19 protein-coding genes and 1 tRNA gene are annotated in these 18,863 nt (G+C 63.5%); 15 read left to right on the forward strand and 5 right to left on the reverse strand.

The annotated features are described in order from the left end of the window. Positions 1 to 1,538 (forward strand): electron transfer flavoprotein-ubiquinone oxidoreductase (locus tag ACTHN9_RS04165; RefSeq protein ID WP_440535487.1); only part of this gene is annotated, 1,538 nt, incomplete at its 5' end. A 75-nt stretch (positions 1,539 to 1,613) separates the two neighbouring features. On the opposite strand, the gene aroC is transcribed toward ACTHN9_RS04165, so the two are convergent. The 3 genes from aroC to ACTHN9_RS04180 all read right to left on the reverse strand — a co-directional run bounded on the left by aroC (position 1,614) and on the right by ACTHN9_RS04180 (position 5,252). Further along, positions 1,614 to 2,714 (reverse strand): chorismate synthase, encoded by a 1,101-nt coding sequence (gene aroC / locus ACTHN9_RS04170; protein ID WP_440535488.1) that lies wholly within the window; start codon positions 2,712 to 2,714, stop codon positions 1,614 to 1,616. Positions 2,715 to 2,852: 138 nt separating this feature from the next. Beyond that, on the reverse strand, positions 2,853 to 4,790 hold the full coding sequence (locus ACTHN9_RS04175) for an MFS transporter (RefSeq protein ID WP_440535489.1): 1,938 nt from the start codon (positions 4,788 to 4,790) through the stop codon (positions 2,853 to 2,855). A gap of 3 nt (positions 4,791 to 4,793) precedes the next feature. Continuing rightward, positions 4,794 to 5,252 carry a CBS domain-containing protein gene (locus tag ACTHN9_RS04180; protein ID WP_440535490.1) on the reverse strand — a complete coding sequence of 153 codons (459 nt, stop codon included), beginning with the start codon at positions 5,250 to 5,252 and terminating at the stop codon, positions 4,794 to 4,796. 182 nt (positions 5,253 to 5,434) lie between these two features. Between ACTHN9_RS04180 and ACTHN9_RS04185 the strand changes: the two genes are divergently transcribed. The 3 genes from ACTHN9_RS04185 (at position 5,435) to ACTHN9_RS04195 (ending at position 8,168) form a co-directional block, all read left to right on the forward strand. After that, positions 5,435 to 6,796 carry an O-acetylhomoserine aminocarboxypropyltransferase gene (locus ACTHN9_RS04185; RefSeq protein ID WP_440535491.1) on the forward strand — a complete coding sequence of 454 codons (1,362 nt, stop codon included), beginning with the start codon at positions 5,435 to 5,437 and terminating at the stop codon, positions 6,794 to 6,796. Next, complete coding sequence (locus ACTHN9_RS04190) at positions 6,793 to 7,641, forward strand: alpha/beta fold hydrolase (protein ID WP_440535492.1); 849 nt, start codon at positions 6,793 to 6,795, stop codon at positions 7,639 to 7,641. The genes ACTHN9_RS04185 and ACTHN9_RS04190 overlap by 4 nt, the downstream gene beginning before the upstream one ends. A gap of 206 nt (positions 7,642 to 7,847) precedes the next feature. Next, positions 7,848 to 8,168 carry an Mpo1-like protein gene (locus ACTHN9_RS04195; protein WP_440535493.1) on the forward strand — a complete coding sequence of 107 codons (321 nt, stop codon included), beginning with the start codon at positions 7,848 to 7,850 and terminating at the stop codon, positions 8,166 to 8,168. A gap of 53 nt (positions 8,169 to 8,221) precedes the next feature. On the opposite strand, the gene ACTHN9_RS04200 is transcribed toward ACTHN9_RS04195, so the two are convergent. Continuing rightward, complete coding sequence (locus tag ACTHN9_RS04200) at positions 8,222 to 9,529, reverse strand: YihY family inner membrane protein (RefSeq protein WP_440535494.1); 1,308 nt, start codon at positions 9,527 to 9,529, stop codon at positions 8,222 to 8,224. A gap of 91 nt (positions 9,530 to 9,620) precedes the next feature. On the opposite strand from ACTHN9_RS04200, the gene wrbA reads away from it, so the two are divergent. From wrbA to ACTHN9_RS04245, 9 genes are all read left to right on the forward strand, one after another. Further along, positions 9,621 to 10,223 carry an NAD(P)H:quinone oxidoreductase gene (gene wrbA / locus ACTHN9_RS04205; RefSeq protein ID WP_440535495.1) on the forward strand — a complete coding sequence of 201 codons (603 nt, stop codon included), beginning with the start codon at positions 9,621 to 9,623 and terminating at the stop codon, positions 10,221 to 10,223. Beyond that, positions 10,220 to 10,633, forward strand: a complete 414-nt coding sequence (locus tag ACTHN9_RS04210; protein WP_440535496.1) for a DUF2069 domain-containing protein — start codon at positions 10,220 to 10,222, stop codon at positions 10,631 to 10,633. Before wrbA ends, ACTHN9_RS04210 begins: the two co-directional genes overlap by 4 nt. A 15-nt stretch (positions 10,634 to 10,648) precedes the next feature. Next, positions 10,649 to 12,085 (forward strand): FAD-binding oxidoreductase, encoded by a 1,437-nt coding sequence (locus ACTHN9_RS04215; protein ID WP_440535497.1) that lies wholly within the window; start codon positions 10,649 to 10,651, stop codon positions 12,083 to 12,085. A 115-nt stretch (positions 12,086 to 12,200) separates the two neighbouring features. Next, positions 12,201 to 13,040, forward strand: coding sequence for a metallophosphoesterase (locus tag ACTHN9_RS04220; protein ID WP_440535498.1), 840 nt, complete (start codon positions 12,201 to 12,203; stop codon positions 13,038 to 13,040). Between the two features lie 100 nt (positions 13,041 to 13,140). Further along, complete coding sequence (locus ACTHN9_RS04225) at positions 13,141 to 13,899, forward strand: hypothetical protein (protein WP_440535499.1); 759 nt, start codon at positions 13,141 to 13,143, stop codon at positions 13,897 to 13,899. A 232-nt stretch (positions 13,900 to 14,131) separates the two neighbouring features. Continuing rightward, entirely contained in the window at positions 14,132 to 14,656 is a 525-nt protein-coding gene (locus ACTHN9_RS04230) for a lysozyme (RefSeq protein WP_440535500.1), read from the forward strand. Then, the gene (locus ACTHN9_RS04235; protein ID WP_440535501.1) at positions 14,653 to 15,081 is read left to right on the forward strand and encodes a hypothetical protein; all 429 of its coding nucleotides are present in this window, start codon (positions 14,653 to 14,655) and stop codon (positions 15,079 to 15,081) included. The genes ACTHN9_RS04230 and ACTHN9_RS04235 overlap by 4 nt, the downstream gene beginning before the upstream one ends. Positions 15,082 to 15,553: 472 nt before the next feature. Beyond that, positions 15,554 to 15,820, forward strand: a complete 267-nt coding sequence (locus ACTHN9_RS04240) for a hypothetical protein (protein WP_440535502.1) — start codon at positions 15,554 to 15,556, stop codon at positions 15,818 to 15,820. A gap of 673 nt (positions 15,821 to 16,493) precedes the next feature. Next, positions 16,494 to 16,868, forward strand: coding sequence for a hypothetical protein (locus ACTHN9_RS04245; RefSeq protein ID WP_440535503.1), 375 nt, complete (start codon positions 16,494 to 16,496; stop codon positions 16,866 to 16,868). Between the two features lie 231 nt (positions 16,869 to 17,099). Here ACTHN9_RS04245 and ACTHN9_RS04250 read toward each other — a convergent pair. Further along, positions 17,100 to 17,176: transfer RNA gene (locus ACTHN9_RS04250), tRNA-Pro, on the reverse strand. A 178-nt stretch (positions 17,177 to 17,354) separates the two neighbouring features. Between ACTHN9_RS04250 and ACTHN9_RS04255 the strand changes: the two genes are divergently transcribed. Together ACTHN9_RS04255 and ACTHN9_RS04260 are read left to right on the forward strand one after the other, a co-directional pair. Continuing rightward, complete coding sequence (locus tag ACTHN9_RS04255; protein WP_440535504.1) at positions 17,355 to 17,828, forward strand: SixA phosphatase family protein; 474 nt, start codon at positions 17,355 to 17,357, stop codon at positions 17,826 to 17,828. 131 nt (positions 17,829 to 17,959) lie between these two features. Next, positions 17,960 to 18,763, forward strand: coding sequence for a GNAT family N-acetyltransferase (locus ACTHN9_RS04260; protein ID WP_440535505.1), 804 nt, complete (start codon positions 17,960 to 17,962; stop codon positions 18,761 to 18,763). Positions 18,764 to 18,863: the final 100 nt, after the last annotated feature.

An 18,863-nucleotide genomic window follows, 5' to 3' on the forward strand; every position in this document is an offset into this window, starting at 1 on the left:
AGCTCGGCGTGTGCGTGCTCGAGAAGGGTTCGGAGGTCGGCGCGCATATCCTTTCGGGGGCGGTGATGGACCCGCGGGCCATTGGCGAGCTCATGCCCGATTGGAAAGAGAAAGGCGCACCGTTGAACGTGGAAGTGACCGAAGACCGCTTCCTGTTCCTCACCGAAAAAAGCGCCGTCAAAACGCCGAATTGGGCGCTGCCCGAGAACTTCAAGAATCACGGCAACTACGTGATCAGCCTGGCCAACGTCACGCGCTGGCTCGGTCAGCAAGCCGAAGCGCTCGGCGTGGAAATCTTCCCCGGCTTCGCCGCGGCGGAGGTGCTCTACGGCGACGACGGCTCGGTAAAGGGCGTCGCGACGGGCAACATGGGGATCGGCAAGGACGGGGAGCCCACGGAAAACTTCCAACTCGGCATGGAGTTGCACGCGAAGTACACGCTGTTTTGTGAAGGCGCGCGCGGGCATCTGGGCCGCAAGCTCAACGAAAAATTCAAGCTCGACCAGGATGCCGACCCGCAGGTCTACGGCATCGGCATCAAGGAACTGTGGGAAATCGATCCGGCCAAGCATCAGCCGGGGCTCGTCATCCATACGGCTGGCTGGCCGCTCGATACGCAAACCTACGGGGGCTCGTTCCTCTATCACATCGACAACAACCAGGTGATGGTGGGCTTCGTCGTGGGGTTGGGCTATTCGAACCCATACCTCTCGCCGTTCGAGGAATTCCAGCGTTACAAGACGCACCCTGAGATCCGCAAGTTTCTCGAAGGCGGCAAGCGCATTTCCTACGGCGCGCGGGCGATCACGGCCGGCGGCTTGTTGTCGCTGCCCAAGCTCGTGTTCCCGGGCGGCGCGCTCGTGGGCGACGATGCGGGCTTCTTGAACGTCTCGCGCATCAAGGGCAGCCATGCGGCCATCAAGAGCGGCATGCTCGCCGCGCAGGCGGCGTTCGATGCCGTGCAGGCGGGCCGCCAAGGCGACGAACTGACGGCCTACCCGGAATCGTTCAAGCAATCGTGGCTGCATGGCGAATTGCATCGCGCGCGTAATTTCAAGCAGTGGATGAGCAAGGGCCTGTACCTGGGCACGCTGATGGTCGGCATCGAGCAGAAGCTGCTCGGTGGCAATGTGCCGTGGACGCTGCATCATCAGCATCGCGATCACGAGATGCTCAAGCCTGCCTCGCAATGCACGCCGATCGACTACCCGAAGCCCGACGGCAAGCTGACGTTCGACCGGCTTTCGTCGGTGTTCCTCTCGAATACCAACCACGAGGAAAACCAGCCTGCTCACTTGACGCTCAAAGATGCCTCGGTGCCCGTGAACGTCAATCTGCGCACCTACGCAGGGCCCGAAGGACGCTACTGCCCGGCGGCCGTGTACGAATTCGTCAAGAGCGACGACGGCGGCGATCGGCTCGTCATCAATGCGCAGAACTGCGTGCATTGCAAGACGTGCGACATCAAAGATCCGACGCAGAACATCGTCTGGGTCACGCCCGAAGGCGGCGGCGGGCCGAACTACGCCAACATGTAACGAAACGGGCCGCGTCTTCGCGGCCCGTTGCCTTATCGATATTCGCGAAACATCCGCCCGCGCGAACGGGCGCGGTCAGGGTGCGCTGGCGGCGATTTTCGGCGTGGCCACGCTCACGTCGCCGCATTGTGCGCGATGACGCAACGCGTGGTCGATCAACACGAGCGCCAGCATGGCCTCGGCGATCGGCGTCGCACGAATGCCGACGCATGGGTCGTGCCGGCCGAACGTTTCGACGACCGCCGGCTGCCCCGTTCGATCGATCGAGCGGCGCGGCGTGCGAATGCTCGACGTCGGCTTGATCGCGATCGACACGGTGATGTCCTGCCCCGTCGAGATGCCGCCTAGTACGCCGCCGGCGTGATTGCCGACGAAACCCTCGGGCGTCAGCTCGTCGCCATGCACCGAGCCCCGCTGCGCCACGCTCGCAAATCCGGCACCGATCTCCACGCCCTTGACGGCGTTGATCCCCATCATCGCGTGCGCGATGTCGGCGTCGAGACGATCGAATAGCGGCTCGCCCCAGCCGGCCGGCACGCCCGACGCCACCGCGTTGATGCGCGCGCCGATCGAATCGCCGTCCTTGCGCAGCGCATCCATATACGCTTCGAGCCGGGGCACCACCTCGGCATTCGGTGCGAAGAACGGGTTTTCGTGAACGTGCGACCAATCGACGAAGGGGATGTCGATTTCGCCCAAGGCGCTCATATAGGCGCGAATCTCGACGCCGAAATGCTCGCGCAGCCATTTCTTGGCGACGGCACCCGCCGCGACGGTGGGCGCCGTGAGCCGCGCCGACGAACGCCCGCCCCCGCGATAATCGCGCACGCCGTACTTTTGCCAATACGTGTAATCGGCATGGCCCGGGCGGAACGTCTGAGCGATATTGCCGTAGTCCTTGCTGCGCTGATCGGTATTACGAATCAAGAGGGCGATCGGCGTGCCCGTGGTTACGCCCTCGAACACGCCGGACAGAATTTCGACCTTGTCGTCCTCTTGACGCTGGGTCACGTGCCGCGACGTGCCGGGCTTACGGCGATCGAGTTCGCTTTGAATATCCGCTTCGGCAATCGCCACCCCCGGCGGGCAGCCGTCGATCACGCAGCCGATGGCCGGCCCGTGCGACTCGCCGAACGTCGTGACGGTGAAAAGCGTGCCGAGAGTGTTGCCGGACATGAACGTGGCCTCAGAAGTAATAAGGAGCAAAGATCGAGCAAGTCGATATTATGCCCTGCCCCGCACCAAGACGTTCATAGAGACGTTCGGAGGCGTTCGTTACCCGCCCGTGCGCCGGCGCGCAGGGCGGGTTCGACGCTAACGCCGGGCGCCGCGCAATTCGGCGACGATCGACTGGAGCGTGTCGGGTGTCGCCGCGCTCGGCTCGAGCGGTTCGGCCACCGCAAGCGTGAGCCGGCTCATGACGCCCTTGTTCAGCGGACGCGGCAGGCGTGCATCGGCATGACGCGAAAACACGCTGCCCCACAAACCGCGCAGCGCCATCGGGATAACGGGAACCGGCGTGCGCGCCAAGATTTGCGTGATGCCGTGCCGGAACGTATTGAGTTCGCCGTCGCGCGTGAGCTTGCCTTCCGGAAAGATGCACACGAGTTCGCCGTCCGCCAGCGCCGCGGCGCACGCGTCATAGGCCCGCTCGAGCATCTCGGGATCCTCGTGCGCGGGCGCGATCGGAATGGCTTTCGCGTGACGGAACAGCCAACCGGCGAACAGGCTACGGAAAATCCGATGATCCATGACGAAGCGAATCGGCCGCGGGCTTTCCGCCATGATGACGACGGCATCGACATAGCTCACGTGATTGCAGACGAGCACCGCCGCACCCTGTTCGGGGATGCGCTCCGCATGCACGAGCCGAATCCGATAGAACGTATGAACGAGCACCCAAGCGATGAATCGCAGCAGGAATTCGGGCACGAGCGAATAGATATAGGCCGCGACGATCACGTTGAGCAGCGCCGTCACCGCGAAAATCCCCGGGATGCTGACGCCGAGGGAAGTGAGCGCAACCGCCATCAACGCCGAAACGATCATGAAGAAGGCATTGAGGATGTTGTTCGCCGCGATGATGCGCGCGCGGTGGGTGCTCTGGCAGCGGCTTTGAATCAACGCGTAAAGCGGCACGCTATAAAAGCCGCCGAACATCGCGAGCAGGAATAGATCGGCAAGGATCCGCCAGTTGTGCGCATGCGCGAGAAATTCGCCCACGCCGATCAGGCGCCCCGCCGGCGCCAGCGCGTGGCTCGCCCAGTACAGATCGAAGGCGAACACGCTGATGCCGATCGAACCGAGCGGCACGAGCCCGATTTCCACCCGTCGCTTCGAAAGCCGTTCGCACAGCAGCGAGCCGGTGCCGATACCGAGCGAGAACGTGGCCAACAACACGGTGACGACGTCGGGGTTGCCCGATAGCACGTCCTTCGCATAGTTGAAAAACGATGTGAGGAACGTGGCGCCAACGAACCAGAGCCAGGAAATGCCGAGCAGGCTCAAAAAGACGGTGCGATTGGTGCGCGCCAGTGCCAAGTTGCGCCACGTCTCGGTGAACGGATTCCAGTTGATCCGTAGATCCGGCTGCGACGCGGGCGAAACGGGTACCCCACTGGACACCGCGCGGCCGACCAGCGCCACCGCGAAGCAAGCACCGGCCAGCACCCAGGCGCCATGCGCCGGGAAGCCGGCGGCGGCCCCGCCGATGATCGTGCCGATCAGGATCGCCACGAACGTGCCCATTTCGACGAGACCGTTGCCGCCGACGAGTTCGCGATCGTCCAGATGCTGCGGCAAATAGGCATATTTGACGGGCCCGAACAGCGTGGAATGGATCCCCATCAGGAACGTGCAGAGGTACAGCAGCACCGCGTGATGCGTCACGAAGCCGGCCCCGCCGATCAGCATGACGGCGATTTCGAATGTCTTGACGAAACGCGTGAGCGTGGCTTTATCGTATTTGTCGGCGATCTGCCCGGAGGTGGCCGAAAACAGCACGAACGGCAGGATGAAAATGGCCGAAATCAGGAACGGGGCCGTCTTCGGATCGACACCCGAAAAACGGGCGGTCTGGTACGTGACCAGCGAACTGAACCCGACCTTGAAAACGTTATCGTTCAGCGCGCCGAGAAATTGCGTCCAAAAGAACGGTGCGAATCGCCGCTCGCGAAAGAGCGCGAATTGGGAGTGGCCTTCGCGCGGCGCGCGGCGCCGCAACGAAGCGGCGGGCAACGGTTGATCGCTCATGCGTTAGCGCGTCTCCTTGGCTTGCCCGTCCTCGGGCCAATCGCGGATGTACGCTTTGAGCATCCGGTTCTCGAAGCTTTGCTCCTCGACCACGGCCCGGGCGACGTCGTAAAACGAGATGACGCCCATCAGCGTTCGGCTCTCCATGACCGGCAGGTAGCGGACATGATGCTCGAGCATGATGCGGCGAACCTCGTTGACGTCCGTCTCCGGGGTGCAGGTGATCGGGTGATCGTCCATGACTTTGCGGATCGTGCCCGCCCCCACGCTGCCGCCATTTTGCTTCAGCGTCAGGATGATCTCGCGGAATGTCAGCATGCCGACGAGATCGCCGAACTCCATGACGACGAGCGAGCCGATGTCGTGCTCGGCCATCGTATTGACCGCATCGTGCAGCGCCGTATCGGGCGTGACCGTATACAAGGTATTGCCCTTGACCTTCAGGATGTCGCTGACTCTCATGTTCTGCCTCCAGGTGGTGCCCGAGTGGATCGGTCGATCCTAGCGGAAAGGCCCCCAAAAGGAAAGCGAGGGGCCCATCGGCGAAGCCGGTGGCGGATCGGCGCGCGACGATTCGATAAGGCGCCGCCCGGTGTTACGATGGCCGCCACCGTCACCTTTGCCGGAACCGCCCGGCCGATGTCATGTCCGCCAACCGCTTCGATACGCTTGCGCTGCATGCCGGCGCGGCCCCCGATCCCGCGACCGGTGCGCGCGCCACGCCCATCTACCAAAGCACGGCTTTCGTCTTCCGCGACGCAGACCATGCGGCCGCCCTGTTCAACATGGAACGCGCGGGACACGTCTACTCGCGCCTGTCGAACCCTACCGTCGCCGTGTTCGAAGAACGCGTCGCCGCGCTGGAAAACGGCGTCGGGGCGATCGGCACCGCCAGCGGCCAAGCCGCGCTGCATCTGGCCATCGTCACCCTGATGGGCGCGGGCTCGCACATCGTCGCCTCCAGCGCGCTGTACGGCGGCTCGCACAACCTGCTTCACTACACGCTGCCCCGGTTCGGCATCGAAACGACCTTCGTCAAACCGGGCGACCTCGACGCCTGGCGTGCCGCCGTGCGTCCGAATACGCGCCTTTTGCTAGGCGAATCGCTCGGCAATCCGAATCTCGACGTGCTCGACATCGAAGCGCTCGCGCAGATCGCCCACAGCCACGGCATTCCCCTGCTCGTGGACTCGACGTTCACCACCCCGTTCTTGCTCAAGCCGTTCGACCACGGTGCCGATTTCGTCTACCACTCGGCGACGAAGTTTCTGGGCGGCCACGGCACGACGATCGGCGGCGTGCTCGTGGACGGCGGAACGTTCGATTTCGCCGCGTCCGGCCGGTTTCCCGAATTCACTGAGCCGTACGACGGATTTCACGGCATGGTATTCGCCGAGGAAAGCACCGTCGCGCCGTTCCTGTTGCGCGCCCGCCGCGAGGGGCTGCGCGACTTCGGCGCCTGCTTGCATCCTCAGGCCGCATGGCAGCTGCTGCAAGGCATCGAAACCTTGCCGCTGCGGATGGAGCGGCACGTCGCGAACACGCGCAAGATCGTCGCATTCCTGGCCGGTCAGGCGGCGGTCGAATCGGTCGCCTATCCCGAGCTGGAGTCGCATCCCGATTACGCGTTGGCCAAACGGCTGCTGCCGCGCGGCGCCGGCGCGGTGGTCAGCTTCAACTTGCGCGGCGACCGCGCCGCGGGGCGCCGTTTCATCGACGCGCTCACGCTGTTTTCGCACCTCGCGAATGTTGGCGATGCGCGCTCGCTCGTCATCCATCCGGCCTCCACGACGCACTTCCGAATGGATGCCGCCGCGCTAGCCGCCGCAGGCATCGCCGAGGGGACGATCCGATTGTCGATCGGTCTAGAAGACCCGGACGACCTTATCGACGACCTCAAACGCGCGCTCAAAGCCGCCGCCAAGTTCGGCGAAAAGCCTGGCGCGAAATCCGACGGTAAACGGGGCGCGGGCCCCAGCGCTGCCTCGAGCAAGGAGCCGGCATGAACCTGACCGTCCAAGGCAAGCAGGCGTACGCCTATACCGGCGGCAAACCGTTCGACCCGGCCCAGCCGACGGCCGTCTTCGTCCATGGCGCGCAGCACGACCATAGCGTCTGGGCGCTGCAAAGCCGCTACTTCGCGCATCACGGCTGGAACGTGCTGGCCGTCGATCTGCCCGGCCACTGCCGCAGCGCCGGACCGGCCCACAAGACGATCGAGGCCCTGGCCGATTGGCTCGCCGATCTGCTCGACGCGGCGAGCGCCGCCCGCGCGCTCGTGGTCGGGCACAGCATGGGCTCGCTCGTCGCGCTCGATTTCGCCGCCCGGTATCCCGCGCGCGTGCTCGGCGCCGCGCTCGTGGCCACGGCCGTACCGATGGTCGTATCGGAGGCCCTGCTCGATGCGGCGCTCAATCGCGAGCAAGAGGCCATCGAACTCGTCAATCGGTGGTCGCACGCCACGATTGCCGCCAAGCCGTCGTGCCCGGGCCCAGGCTTTTGGCTCCACGGCGTGAACCAACGTCTGATGGAACGCGTATCGGCGCGAGGCGAGCCGCATCTGTTCCACACGGACTTCGCCGCCTGCAACGGCTACGCCCAAGGGCTCGATCGAGCCGCGCAAGTACGCTGCCCTGTGCGGCTCGTGCTCGGCGCGAAGGACATGATGACGCCCGCGCGCGCCACGCGTGCGCTGGTCGATGCGCTGAAAGCCGCCGGCGCCCCGGTGGATAGCGTGACGCTCGATGCCGGCCATGCGCTCATGAGCGAGCAGCCCGATGCGACGCTCGACGCGCTCTATGCGTTCGCTCGAACTGCCGCCGCAGCGGCGGCACCGACCCAACCGGCTTGACGATACGCGAGCGTGCGGGCGCTCGCCATTAGACCGAACGGCCAGGTTGCACCTTCCCGGCAATCGCCGGACAATGGTTTTCGTCAGTGGGAGCGCCCGACGGCCCTAGCACGGCTAGGCCCGGCACAGCGGCGACGGGCACGTTGCTGCAGTGCAATGCAACCAAGCCATCGTGGGCCGCTCCCGCAACGCACAGGGAGGAAGCGATGACTCAAAGCGCGCATACGGCCCATTTCGCGAGCTTCGCCGAGTTCTACCCGTTCTATCTTGGCGAACACCGCAACACGGTTTGCCGCCGCCTGCACTTCGTCGGCTCGCTCGGCGTCATCGGCTGCTTGGCGATGGCGGTCGCGACAGGCGGCTGGCTATGGCTGCCGGCCGCGATCGTCTGCGGCTACGGATTCGCCTGGATCGGCCACTTTTTCTTCGAAAAGAACCGCCCTGCCACGTTCCGTCACCCCGTCTACAGCTTGATGGGCGACTGGGTGATGTTCAAGGACATCTGCGTGGGTAAGATTCCGCTCTAGTCGCACACAGGCCGATTAGCGGCGAGCGCGTCGACAGCACCGCAATTTCACGCTCATGCCGGCTGATGCGGCCAAGCGGTGCGCGCCGCCTGGCCCGAATCGCCGCGGCCCAAGGTGCCGCGTGCGCTTCGGGCCGCCACCAAGGTCGCGATCGTCAGATCGAGCTTGGGGTTATGCAATGCGTCGAGCAACAGGGCGGAATCGACGCGGGTCGAATCGAGCCGCAATTGATATTCGAGTTCGGAGCGGTCGATCACGAACATGTCGAACAGCCGCCCGACCGTGATCTGAGCCGGGTTCGCGATCAATACGAAGCGCGTTTCGTTATCGTCGGCAAGCCGCGTCACCCACTCGCGCCGGACGAGTTTGCCGATGAGGCGCGTGACGGTGTCGATATCGCAGCGAAGCAGGCGCGCGAGTTCCATCGGCGTGAGCCCCGGCCGGCCCGACTCGCGAGCCTCGTCGAACCGCACGAGCATTTCGAGCGCGTCCAGCAAATCGCTGCCCGCGTAGTGGCGCCGGTGAAACTGCCCCACGCGAATCTCGGGCAGCGCGGAAACGAATGTCGCCCCCGCCAGCGTAATGAACCAGCACAGGTACACCCATAGCAAGAACAAGGGCACGAGTGCGAACGCGCCGTACACGGCCGTATAGGTCGGCATGCGGCGCACGTAGAAGCCGAAGCCGCGCTTGGCGAACTCGAATGCAACGGCGGCCAGCAATCCACCCACCACGGCATCGCGCCATTGCACCGAGCAGTTGGGCAGATACACGTAGAGCAGCGCGAACGCGAGCGCGGTCAAAGGCAGCGTGGCGCCCGCCAGCGCCCACTCGAGCAACGCCGTCGTATGCTCGCCCGCCAGCACGCTCGAACGCGCAAAAAGATACGACGAGATCGACAAGCTCACGCCGATGAGCAGCGGGCCGAGCGTGACGATCGCCCAGTACACCAGCACGCGCTGCGCGAGCGGGCGCGGCTTCGCGACGCGCCAGATCAGGTTGAACGCCGATTCGACCGTCATCATCGTCATGACCGACGTCACGAACAGCACGATCATGCCGGCCGTCGTCAGCCCTTTCGCCTTCGAGGCGAATTGATTCAGATATTTGAAAATTTGGCTGTTGATCTGATCGGGCATCAAGTGCTGAGCCAGAAACATCTGCAGCGATGCCTGAAATTTCGCAAAGATCGGAAAAGCTGTGAATAACGCGAACGCGACCGTCGCGAGCGGGACGATCGCGAGCATCGTCGTAAACGTCAGGCTTCCCGCCACTTGGGCAATGCGGTCTTCGCGGCTGCGCTTCACGACGAAGCGCGCCAAACGTTTGACGGTATTCAGTTCGGAGCTGAGCGTCCGCAAGAATTGTTCTCCAGTTCGTTCGATAGCCGTGGCGGATGGCGGCCGGCGCGGCGCCCTGCCCCTATAATAAGCCGCTCACGACCGACGCATCATGAAAGACATACTCGTACTCTATTACAGCCGGCACGGCGCGACGCGCGATTTGGCCTTGGCGATTGCCCAAGGTGTGGACAGCGTGCCCGGTATGCAGGCACGCATCCGGACGGTGCCGGCGATCTCGGCCGTCAGCGAAGCCACCGAACCGCCCATTCCCGCCGATGGCCCGCCATACGCCGAAGTGCGCGACCTCGAAGAGTGCGTCGGGCTGGCGCTCGGCTCGCCCACCCGCTTCGGCAACATGGCGGCCTCGCTCAAATATTTCCTTGATGGCACGGCGCCGCAATGGATGAGCGGCGCGTTGGCCGGCAAGCCCGCCTGCGTCTTCACGTCGACAGGCAGCTTGCACGGCGGCCAAGAATCGACGCTGCTCTCGATGATGCTGCCGCTTCTCCACCACGGCATGCTGATGCTGGGCATCCCTTATACCGAAAGCGCCTTGTCCACGACGCAAACCGGCGGCACGCCTTACGGCGCCTCGCACGTTGCCGGCAGCGGCGCACGCGAATCGGCGCTCTCGGTCGATGAAAAAACGCTGGCGGTCGCGCTCGGCGCCCGGCTGGCGCGCACGGCATCGCTGCTCGCCGCTCGCCCATGACAGCCGAACGCACAATCGCCGCCTCGGCCCCCTCAGCCCCCCCTGCGGCCGCGCGCGGCGCCACCTTCGCGCTCGTGGCCCTGATCGTGCTGGCCATGACATGGGAGTGCTGGCTCGCGCCGCTGCGCCCTGGCGGATCGGCGCTCGTGCTCAAGGCGCTCCCGCTCGCCTGCGCCCTGCCCGGCGTCTGGCGGCGCAAACTTTACACGCTGCAATGGGCCTCGATGCTCGTGCTGCTGTACATGGCCGAAGGCATCGTGCGCGGTATGACCGACGGCGGTCTGTCGGCGCGCCTAGGATGGCTCGAAGTGGCGCTCGCCACCCTGTTCCTGGCTTGCGCGCTGGCCTACGTCGCCCCGTTCAAGCGCGCGGCGCGCGCCGCGCGCCGCAGTGCCGATGTCTCAGGCTAGCTCGATACGCACACCATGACCGATCCCACCTCCTCCGCCCGCGACGCATTCGTTGCCGCCTGCCGCGATGCTATCGGCGCGGCGCACGTCCTCACCGAACCGCACGATACCGCCCCGTTCTTGACCGACTGGCGCCGCCGCTACACGGGCGCCGCCTGCGCCGTGCTGCGACCGGGCACGACGCAGGAGGTCGCCGCCATTGTCAAGCTCGCCCATGCGCACCGTATCGCACTCGTGCCGCAAGGCGGCAACACCGGGCTCGCCGGCGGCGCCACGCCCGACGGCAGCGGCAGCCAAGCCGTGGTGAGCCTGGCCCGCATGAACCGCGTGCGCGCACTCGATCCGCACAACAACACGATCACGGTCGAAGCCGGCGTCGTGCTGGCCGAAGTGCAGAACCATGCGCGCGCGGCCGATCGCCTCTTCCCGCTCAGTCTCGCGGCCGAGGGCAGTTGTACGATCGGCGGCAATCTCTCCACGAACGCCGGGGGCACCGCCGTGCTTCGCTACGGCAACACGCGTGAGCTCTGCTTGGGGCTGGAAGTGGTCACGCCGCAGGGCGAGATTTGGGACGGGCTGCGCGCGCTGCGCAAGGACAACACCGGCTACGATTTGCGCGATCTGTACATCGGCGCCGAAGGCACGCTCGGCATCGTGACGGCCGCCGTAATGAAGCTTTACCCGCTCCCGGCCGCGAACGTCACAGCGCTCGCGGCGCTCGCCTCGCCGCACGCCGCGCTCGATTTTCTTTCGCTGGCGCATCGCTGTGCGGGACCGCTGCTGACCGGCTTCGAACTCATGTCCGATTTTTGCTTGCGGCTCGTCGGCAAGCATTTCCCGCCATTGCGCTATCCGTTCGCCGAGCCGCACGCACAGATCGTGCTGCTCGAACTGTCGGACAACGAAAGCGAGACGCATGCGCGCACGTTGTTCGAGCAGATGATGGAGCAAGCCCTCGAAACGGGCCTCGTGGAAGATGCCGTTGTCGCCGAAAACCTCGCGCAATCGCGCGCGTTCTGGGATCTGCGCGAGCACATCCCGCTTGCGCAGGCCGAGGAAGGCTTGAACGTGAAGCACGACATCGCCGTGCCGATCTCGCGCATCGGCACGTTCATCGACGAAACCGACGCCGCCATTGCGGCAGCGATTCCCGGCGCGCGCATGGTGACGTTCGGCCACCTTGGCGACGGCAACCTTCACTACAACGTGCAGGCACCCGAGGGCGTCGACGCGCGGGCGTTCCTCGCGCAATACCAAGCACAGTTGAATCGGATCGTCTATGACAGCGTGCATCGTCACCAAGGCACGTTCAGCGCCGAGCACGGGCTCGGGCAATTGAAAGTGGACGACGCGGCGCACTATAAATCGCCGGTCGAAATGGGCCTCATGCGTACGCTCAAAGCGGCGCTCGATCCGCTCGGCCTAATGAACCCCGGCAAAGTGCTACGCTAAGGCACGTCCAAAGGTCTGAAACGCGCGCAAGCAGGCCGTGGACGACTTCCCGGTAGGCTGCGAACCGCGTCGCGGCGCGCGCCCGATTCCGGCAGCTTGCGTTAAAAGGTGTCTCGTGAAAATCCGCGTCTTGTCAGACCTGCACTTGGAGTGCGACGAACCCGAGGCCGTTGCGCATGCCGATGCCGACCTCGTTGTGCTCGCGGGCGACATCCACAACCATGCCGAAGGGATTCGCTGGGCCGCCGAAACGTTCGGCACCGAGGTGCCGGTCGTCTATGTCCCCGGCAATCACGAGTACTACGACGGCGAATTCGGTGCGCTCGAAGTCGCGATGCGCGATGCCGCTTCGAGCGTCGACAACGTGCATTACCTGAACAACGACGTGCTGATCGATCGCCATGGCCGCTGGCGCGTGCTCGGCACCACGCTATGGACCGACTTCGAGTTGTTCGGCGCGAGCGAGGAAGCCGTCGCCGCGTCGATCGCCGCGGCGCAAAAGGTCATGCTCGATTTTCGCGGGCCGATTCAGGTCACGTGGCCGTCGGGCACCCCTGCCACGGCAATCGCTAGCGCGAATGACAACCCGCGCTTATTCACGCCGGCCGATACGCTCGCGCTCCATCGCCATGCGCGCGCATGGCTCGCGCGCCAGCTCGCCGAGCCGTTTGCCGGCAGGACCATCGTCGTGACCCATCACGCGCCGCACCGTGCGAGCCTCGCGGATCGCTTCGCCGGCGATCTCGCCTCGGCCGGATTTATCAGCCACCTGACCGACCTCGTCGGGCCGCCTGTCGATTTGTGGATACACGGGCACACGCATACGCCGTTCGACTATGTCGCTAACGGCACGCGTGTGGTCTGCAACCCGCGCGGCTATGTCGACCGGCGCCGTTATCGGCTCGAAAACCCCCTTTTCACCTGGGATAAGACCGTCGATTTATATACGACGTGAAGACCCGGGATGCCCGCGAAACCACGGCGGCGTGCGGCAGCGCAACGCCGATCCTCGACAATTTGCGGCCGTCACCGTTGGCAACCCTTGAAAGCAACCGATGAAGCGCAAACGAAATCTCTCTTGCATCGCCTTATGCGTATTTGCCTTAACCGCGGCCTCCTCGGCCCAGGCCGGATGGTACGAGATCGAGAACTATGCTGGCACGATCGGCAACCTGCCTATTCACTTGTCCTTACAGACCTTCGATGACGCGGATCGCAACGACCCAGGCCAGTGGCACGTCGACGGCAGTTATTACTACGATGCCCATCGTGTTCCCATTCCGTTGCAGGGCAAGCGTCGCCCCGATGGAACGATGCAGTTGTGCGAAGCGACAGAGCCGGATTCCTTCTCGGATTCGCCCAAAGTACCGGCCGCTTCGGCAGCGCGGCCCGTTCCTTGCCCAATCGCATTGAAAATCGACGGTCACGAGGCATCGGGCGAGTGGCGCGACGGTAAGAACGTTCTGCCTATCGTGTTGCAAGAGGTCGGCAGTCTCAACGATACCGAGCTAGGGCCCCCTCGCGTAACCGGTGTGGTGGAAGTCCCCATGTGGCATCGCACGAAAAAGCATCTCTTGCTGGGTGTGTACGAGACTTCCAAGGACTGTCCGTTGTCGATGGACCGTTTGCGCCTCGTTAATATCAAGAGCGGACAAGTCGACAGGGACATGAAGTTTCCCTGCGGAACGGGAGTCGTGGCCACCTCCATTTTTGCCAACGTCTATCGCGCGGATAACCCGCGCGATGTCGTCGTGATATTTCCGGGTGGCCTTCACGGAATGGGGGAGGACCAAGACGTCGCCGTCGAACCGTAAGCCTTCGCGAATCGCTTTCAGCTATCGGCCAAGGCGTTGTCACCTTTAAAGGGCGGGCTGTTGCATGCAGACAGGTCTGCCCTACCCATGGGCGTGGCATTGACCTGTCACTTATGCTCGTTGCGCGAGCAGCCCGCGCTTCGTAAACTTCGGTGCCTGACCGACGTTTTGCCGCTGCAAGATCGAGCGATGGGACGTCGTCCTCCATGCCCAGGAATTGAGAGAACCTACAATGGCAAAGACACACGATAAAAAGAAGGCGGGTGCAAATGACTCAAAGAATCTGTCGTTGGCAGGGGTGCATGCCCTGCGAGCGAATGAGGGAGTCCGCAACACGTACTACAACGACACCGCTAATAACTGTACGTACGGAGTCGGCACACTAGCTCACATGGGGCCATGCACGCCGCAGGAGTTGAACCAGCCGGTAAGTGCTGCGCTAATTCAGGGTAGCCTCCATCAAGGTGTACTCAGAGCGGAACGCATCGTTCGTCGTGCGGTTACGGATCATGAACTCACGCAAGCTCAATTCGATGCCGCCGTCAGCTTTGCCTATAACGTCCCTGGTGGTGCGCACCACGCCCTGTCTCCTGCAAATCAAGGAAATATGGCTTCTGTAGCTCGCAACATGCGTCAGTACGTATACGAGCATCCGCACGACGATCGAGGACGGGTGTCGGGCCCCGGTAGGCTCAATCACGGATTAGTGCAGCGGCGAGCGCGTGAATCCGCGCCGTTCCAGGGGGCCGGCCAATGAAGCGGTACGTGCTTGCAGCGTGTTTTCTTGCCACCAGCGCCTGCGGATTCGCCTCGCCAAAGGCTAGCACTGCCGCCAGCTTTTACGGGGTGTGGCATGTCGATTCCATTGTTGGCTATAGCGAGGTATCGGTCAGCGATGACGAGTTGCGCCGTCTCATTGGCCAGCAGGTCGTCATAACAAAAGACAGCCTAAAAATCGGAAGCGACGATTGTAAGGCCGATGAAATGCGGGCATCCGATCAGGATACAACCCCGCTCCTGCTTCGCGAATACAAGGCGGGCCGCAAGGATGCAGACCTTCCGGCCCGCACGCTCGTGCTCAATGCCGATCCTTGCGGCTATGTGTTCAGTAGCGGCAAGGGCATCGTGGTCTACCAGGACGGCGCCTTTTATCGAGCGAGCCGGGTCACGAAGAAACGTTGACGACTTCGAGCATCGAAGTACGGTGCCGGGGAGCCGTATCGACAACTTTTCGGTAACGACGGACCAGGCCAGTCGCCTCGACCTATTTGCAAGGGCTGCCGCTCAACGGCCCACGGCGCGGCGAACTCGTGACGCTCCGCGCGAAGACGTCGACTTTCGCTGTGGCAGCCTGCGCTTGAAGGACAAAGTGGAAGCCAAGGGCCGCACGATACCGGTAGCCTCTGACGCTGATCCATCAACGCTTCTCGGAGACGCGCAACCCTTCAGTATGGCGAGGACGCCTTGCCCGCCGGACAAGCTGAACAGGATGCTGGATTCTTCCTGACGCCAGAGATCGAGGCGGAATGCGAGCACGGGCTCAACTTGGACCTTGACGAATGCTCTGCATGGGAAGCAGCGAAACCGGGTACATGGAACATCTGTCACGGCCGATCAATGGAACGATATGCCAACTGTTTAAAAGGAAGAGTCCTTGACTAACACTGCTCAACGCACGCCACGCTGTATCGTCATCGCCTATGACGAAGACGCGCAAGCGCTTAACGTTTGTACCGTCAATCGCCAACCTCTCTCGAAGATGATCGACGCGGCCATGGTCGTTCCCTGGCCGCTCGAAGACGAAAATTTCCGGCTCGATGACGAGTTCGCGCGAAAAATTGGTGGCCTAGTGTTTAACTTGTTGGCGGTCCACCAGCCCGACCTAAAGCAATACATCAGCGTCACACCCACGGAGAAGTAAGACGCAGGGGTTTGACATGGCATTGTTTTCGCGGCGCTGGCCCGTAGATGCCTCATGCCGCCTTCGGGCGGTTTTTTGTCTGCTCGGAATTTCGTTGCAGCGAGTGAAAGCGCAGAACGGCGGATTTATCTCGCGCTGCCTGGCAGAAATATCCCGCCGCGCTTCAACACTTCGTGACGCCAAACTGGTCGGGATCGCCCATCGTCCGGTCGATCGGGAACTGCTTGTCCGATCCGCACGGGTAGATGGAACGACTGGAACTTTCCGCTTTATGGAGGTTGTTGTCGCTCGGCGGATCGTCGACTTAGCTGAACATAACGGTGTCTCACGCCGGGGGCCTTCTCATTTCGCCGACGTACAAGTTCTCTGCGCCCGAGGTCGGGCAATGGTCGCGGTCGTGATCGAACGCGCGGCCAAATCTAGCGGCGGTGGTATCAGTGCGTCGGGGCCGACGACACCCCTGTATCCACTCAGTGAGCGCTAACGATCTGATCGCCTACCTCGAGGATTTTGTTAGTCGAACTTCGGGGGACGCTGCGACCCCGGACGCCGATTCGTCGACGCCACTCGGAGATGCACAACCGTTCTCATATGCCGAAGGTCAGTCACGGCCAGCGACGTTGAGCAAGATGCCGGCGTGTTTCTTACCCCTGCGGAAGAAACCGAGTGCGAAATGCAGTACGAGGCTGATATGGCCGAGTGCAGCGCCTATGCGGCAATGGACAAATCGTCGTGGGGTGTGTGCAAGGAGCCGCTATTCAAACTGTTTGAGGGGATTCGGATGAACAAGCGAGGACCACGATGCGTACTGATTACGTACGACGAGGAAGGACAGCAGATCGAAACGTGTACGGTCGACCGGGACGCAGTAGCAGCCCTAAAGGACCGAGCACTCGTTGTACCTTGGCCGCTTGAGGCGCGTTCCTTCAGGCTTGACGACGAGTTCGCCCGACGCCTCGGTGGAACCGCTCTCTTTTTGCTGGCCACCACGCAGCCGGAACTCAAAGATTTTATTGCCGTGACGCAAGAGTCACCGCCGTCCGACTGAGGCCGCGCAGCCCTTGGCCGCCTTCGGGCGGCGTCATTTTTGCTGCCTGCTGCGACAAACGCCCCGCGAAAGGGCGAGTCGGGCGGGTGTCAAACATGACGCTAAACGGTGCCAAAACGCGCGCGACACTGCAGCGCGGCGGCTGCGGCCTAGCTCGGCGGGTTGTTGGAGTCAAACGCAGCGCACACGAAAAAGGACTTACGGCACAACACCGTAAGTCCTTGAATTCGTTGGTCGGAGCGATAGGATTCGAACCTACGACCCTCTGATCCCAAATCAGATGCGCTACCAGGCTGCGCTACGCTCCGACGAATCCGCGATTCTATCCGCGCGGACACATCTTAGTCAATCGAAACGCACTTTAAAGTGGGCATCGATCCGCGAATCGCCGCGGCGAGCCCGATTCTTGCCTATTCGTCCAGAACCGAACCGAACCAACCCGACCACCGTGGCGCAACGGCGCCTAACGCGATAGGAGGCAACCCTATGGATTTGATTCTCTGGCGTCACGCGCAAGCCGAAGACACCGCGCCGAGCGATGCCGCCCGCCAACTCACCGCACAGGGCCGCAAACAGGCGCAAGCCGTCGCGAAGTGGCTGCGGCATCGCTTAGGCGCCGACGCACTCATTCTCGCGAGCCCCACCGCGCGCACGGTGCAGACCGTCGAATCGCTAACCGACCAATACCGCACGGTGGATAGCATCGGCCCCGGCGCGACGCCCGAGGCGGTGCTAGCGGCTGCACGATGGCCGGAAGGTATCGCGCGAACGGTCGTCATCGTCGGGCATCAACCCACGCTCGGGCTCGTCGTGTCTCAACTCGTGGCCGGCGAGGCCGCGCAATGGTCGATCAAGAAAGGCGCCGTGTGGTGGCTCGCGAGCCGCGAACGCAACGAGGCGCCCAACGGCAGCTCGGCGCGTGCGCACGTGCGAGCGGTCCTTTCGCCGGATCTGGCATGATGAAAGCCGCGTGTCTGCCGCGCGACATGTCATCGTAAGGACACGCGTTTGCCATGCAACCGTCACGCACCGTTACTACATTGGCGAAAGACCAGCATTCCTTTCATAGTCATTCGGAACCAGGAACCCCTATGCGAGATCTGCCGACGCCCACCCTGCCCCTCGCTTCGATCCCGCTCGATTCGCGTCGCCGGCTGCCGCGCGAGAAAGAAACGATCACGCAAGAGCATCGACTGCAAGTGGCTTGGGCGCGCACCGACGAGGAACTTCGCGAGGCCCAGCGCCTGCGCTACCGCGTCTTCGCCGAAGAAATGGGCGCGAGCGTGTCGGGCCCCGCCGGCCTCGATGTCGACGTGTTCGACGGCTATTGCGATCACCTGCTCGTGCGCGACCTCGAAACGCTGAAAGTGGTCGGGACCTACCGCGTCCTGCCGCCGCACCAAGCCGCCCGCATCGGCCGCCTGTACGCCGAGGGCGAATTCGACCTGTCGCGCCTCGAGCATCTGCGCGCCAAGATGGTAGAGGTGGGCCGCTCGTGCGTGCACGCCGATTATCGGAGCGGCTCGGTCATCATGTCCCTTTGGGGCGGACTCGGCACGTACATGATGCAAAACGGCTACGAAACGATGCTCGGCTGCGCCAGCGTACCCATGGCCGACGGCGGACATTTCGCCGCCAACCTGTACGAATCGCTGCGCGAGAACGCACTCACGAGCCCGGAATATCGCGCCTTCGCGCATACGCCGCTGCCCGTCGAAGAGCTGCGCACCGGTGCCCGCGTCGCGCCGCCGCCGCTCGTCAAGGGCTATCTGCGCCTCGGTGCGAAGATTTGCGGCGCTCCGGCCTGGGATCCCGATTTCAACTGCGCCGATTTCCTCACGCTGTTCCGCCTTTCGGACATCAACGCCCGCTACGCGCGCCACTTCCTCGGCTAACGCCCCTGCGGCCACCCGCGTTCGCGGGCACCGGCCGCTGGACGGACGAACGGCCCGTACGCTTGCTCGACTAGAGCGAACGTACGGGCCGTTGCATATG

The organism is Trinickia sp. (assembly GCF_051953405.1).
Lineage (GTDB): Bacteria > Pseudomonadota > Gammaproteobacteria > Burkholderiales > Burkholderiaceae > Trinickia.

Coding starts and splice junctions, on each gene's coding strand:
- aroC (WP_440535488.1), bottom strand. CDS start 2,714: ATGTCCGGCAACACTCTCGGCACGCTTTTCACCGTCACGACGTTCGGC.
- ACTHN9_RS04175 (WP_440535489.1), bottom strand. CDS start 4,790: ATGAGCGATCAACCGTTGCCCGCCGCTTCGTTGCGGCGCCGCGCGCCG.
- ACTHN9_RS04180 (WP_440535490.1), bottom strand. CDS start 5,252: ATGAGAGTCAGCGACATCCTGAAGGTCAAGGGCAATACCTTGTATACG.
- ACTHN9_RS04185 (WP_440535491.1), top strand. CDS start 5,435: ATGTCCGCCAACCGCTTCGATACGCTTGCGCTGCATGCCGGCGCGGCC.
- ACTHN9_RS04190 (WP_440535492.1), top strand. CDS start 6,793: ATGAACCTGACCGTCCAAGGCAAGCAGGCGTACGCCTATACCGGCGGC.
- ACTHN9_RS04195 (WP_440535493.1), top strand. CDS start 7,848: ATGACTCAAAGCGCGCATACGGCCCATTTCGCGAGCTTCGCCGAGTTC.
- wrbA (WP_440535495.1), top strand. CDS start 9,621: ATGAAAGACATACTCGTACTCTATTACAGCCGGCACGGCGCGACGCGC.
- ACTHN9_RS04210 (WP_440535496.1), top strand. CDS start 10,220: ATGACAGCCGAACGCACAATCGCCGCCTCGGCCCCCTCAGCCCCCCCT.
- ACTHN9_RS04215 (WP_440535497.1), top strand. CDS start 10,649: ATGACCGATCCCACCTCCTCCGCCCGCGACGCATTCGTTGCCGCCTGC.
- ACTHN9_RS04225 (WP_440535499.1), top strand. CDS start 13,141: ATGAAGCGCAAACGAAATCTCTCTTGCATCGCCTTATGCGTATTTGCC.
- ACTHN9_RS04230 (WP_440535500.1), top strand. CDS start 14,132: ATGGCAAAGACACACGATAAAAAGAAGGCGGGTGCAAATGACTCAAAG.
- ACTHN9_RS04235 (WP_440535501.1), top strand. CDS start 14,653: ATGAAGCGGTACGTGCTTGCAGCGTGTTTTCTTGCCACCAGCGCCTGC.
- ACTHN9_RS04245 (WP_440535503.1), top strand. CDS start 16,494: ATGCAGTACGAGGCTGATATGGCCGAGTGCAGCGCCTATGCGGCAATG.
- ACTHN9_RS04255 (WP_440535504.1), top strand. CDS start 17,355: ATGGATTTGATTCTCTGGCGTCACGCGCAAGCCGAAGACACCGCGCCG.
- ACTHN9_RS04260 (WP_440535505.1), top strand. CDS start 17,960: ATGCGAGATCTGCCGACGCCCACCCTGCCCCTCGCTTCGATCCCGCTC.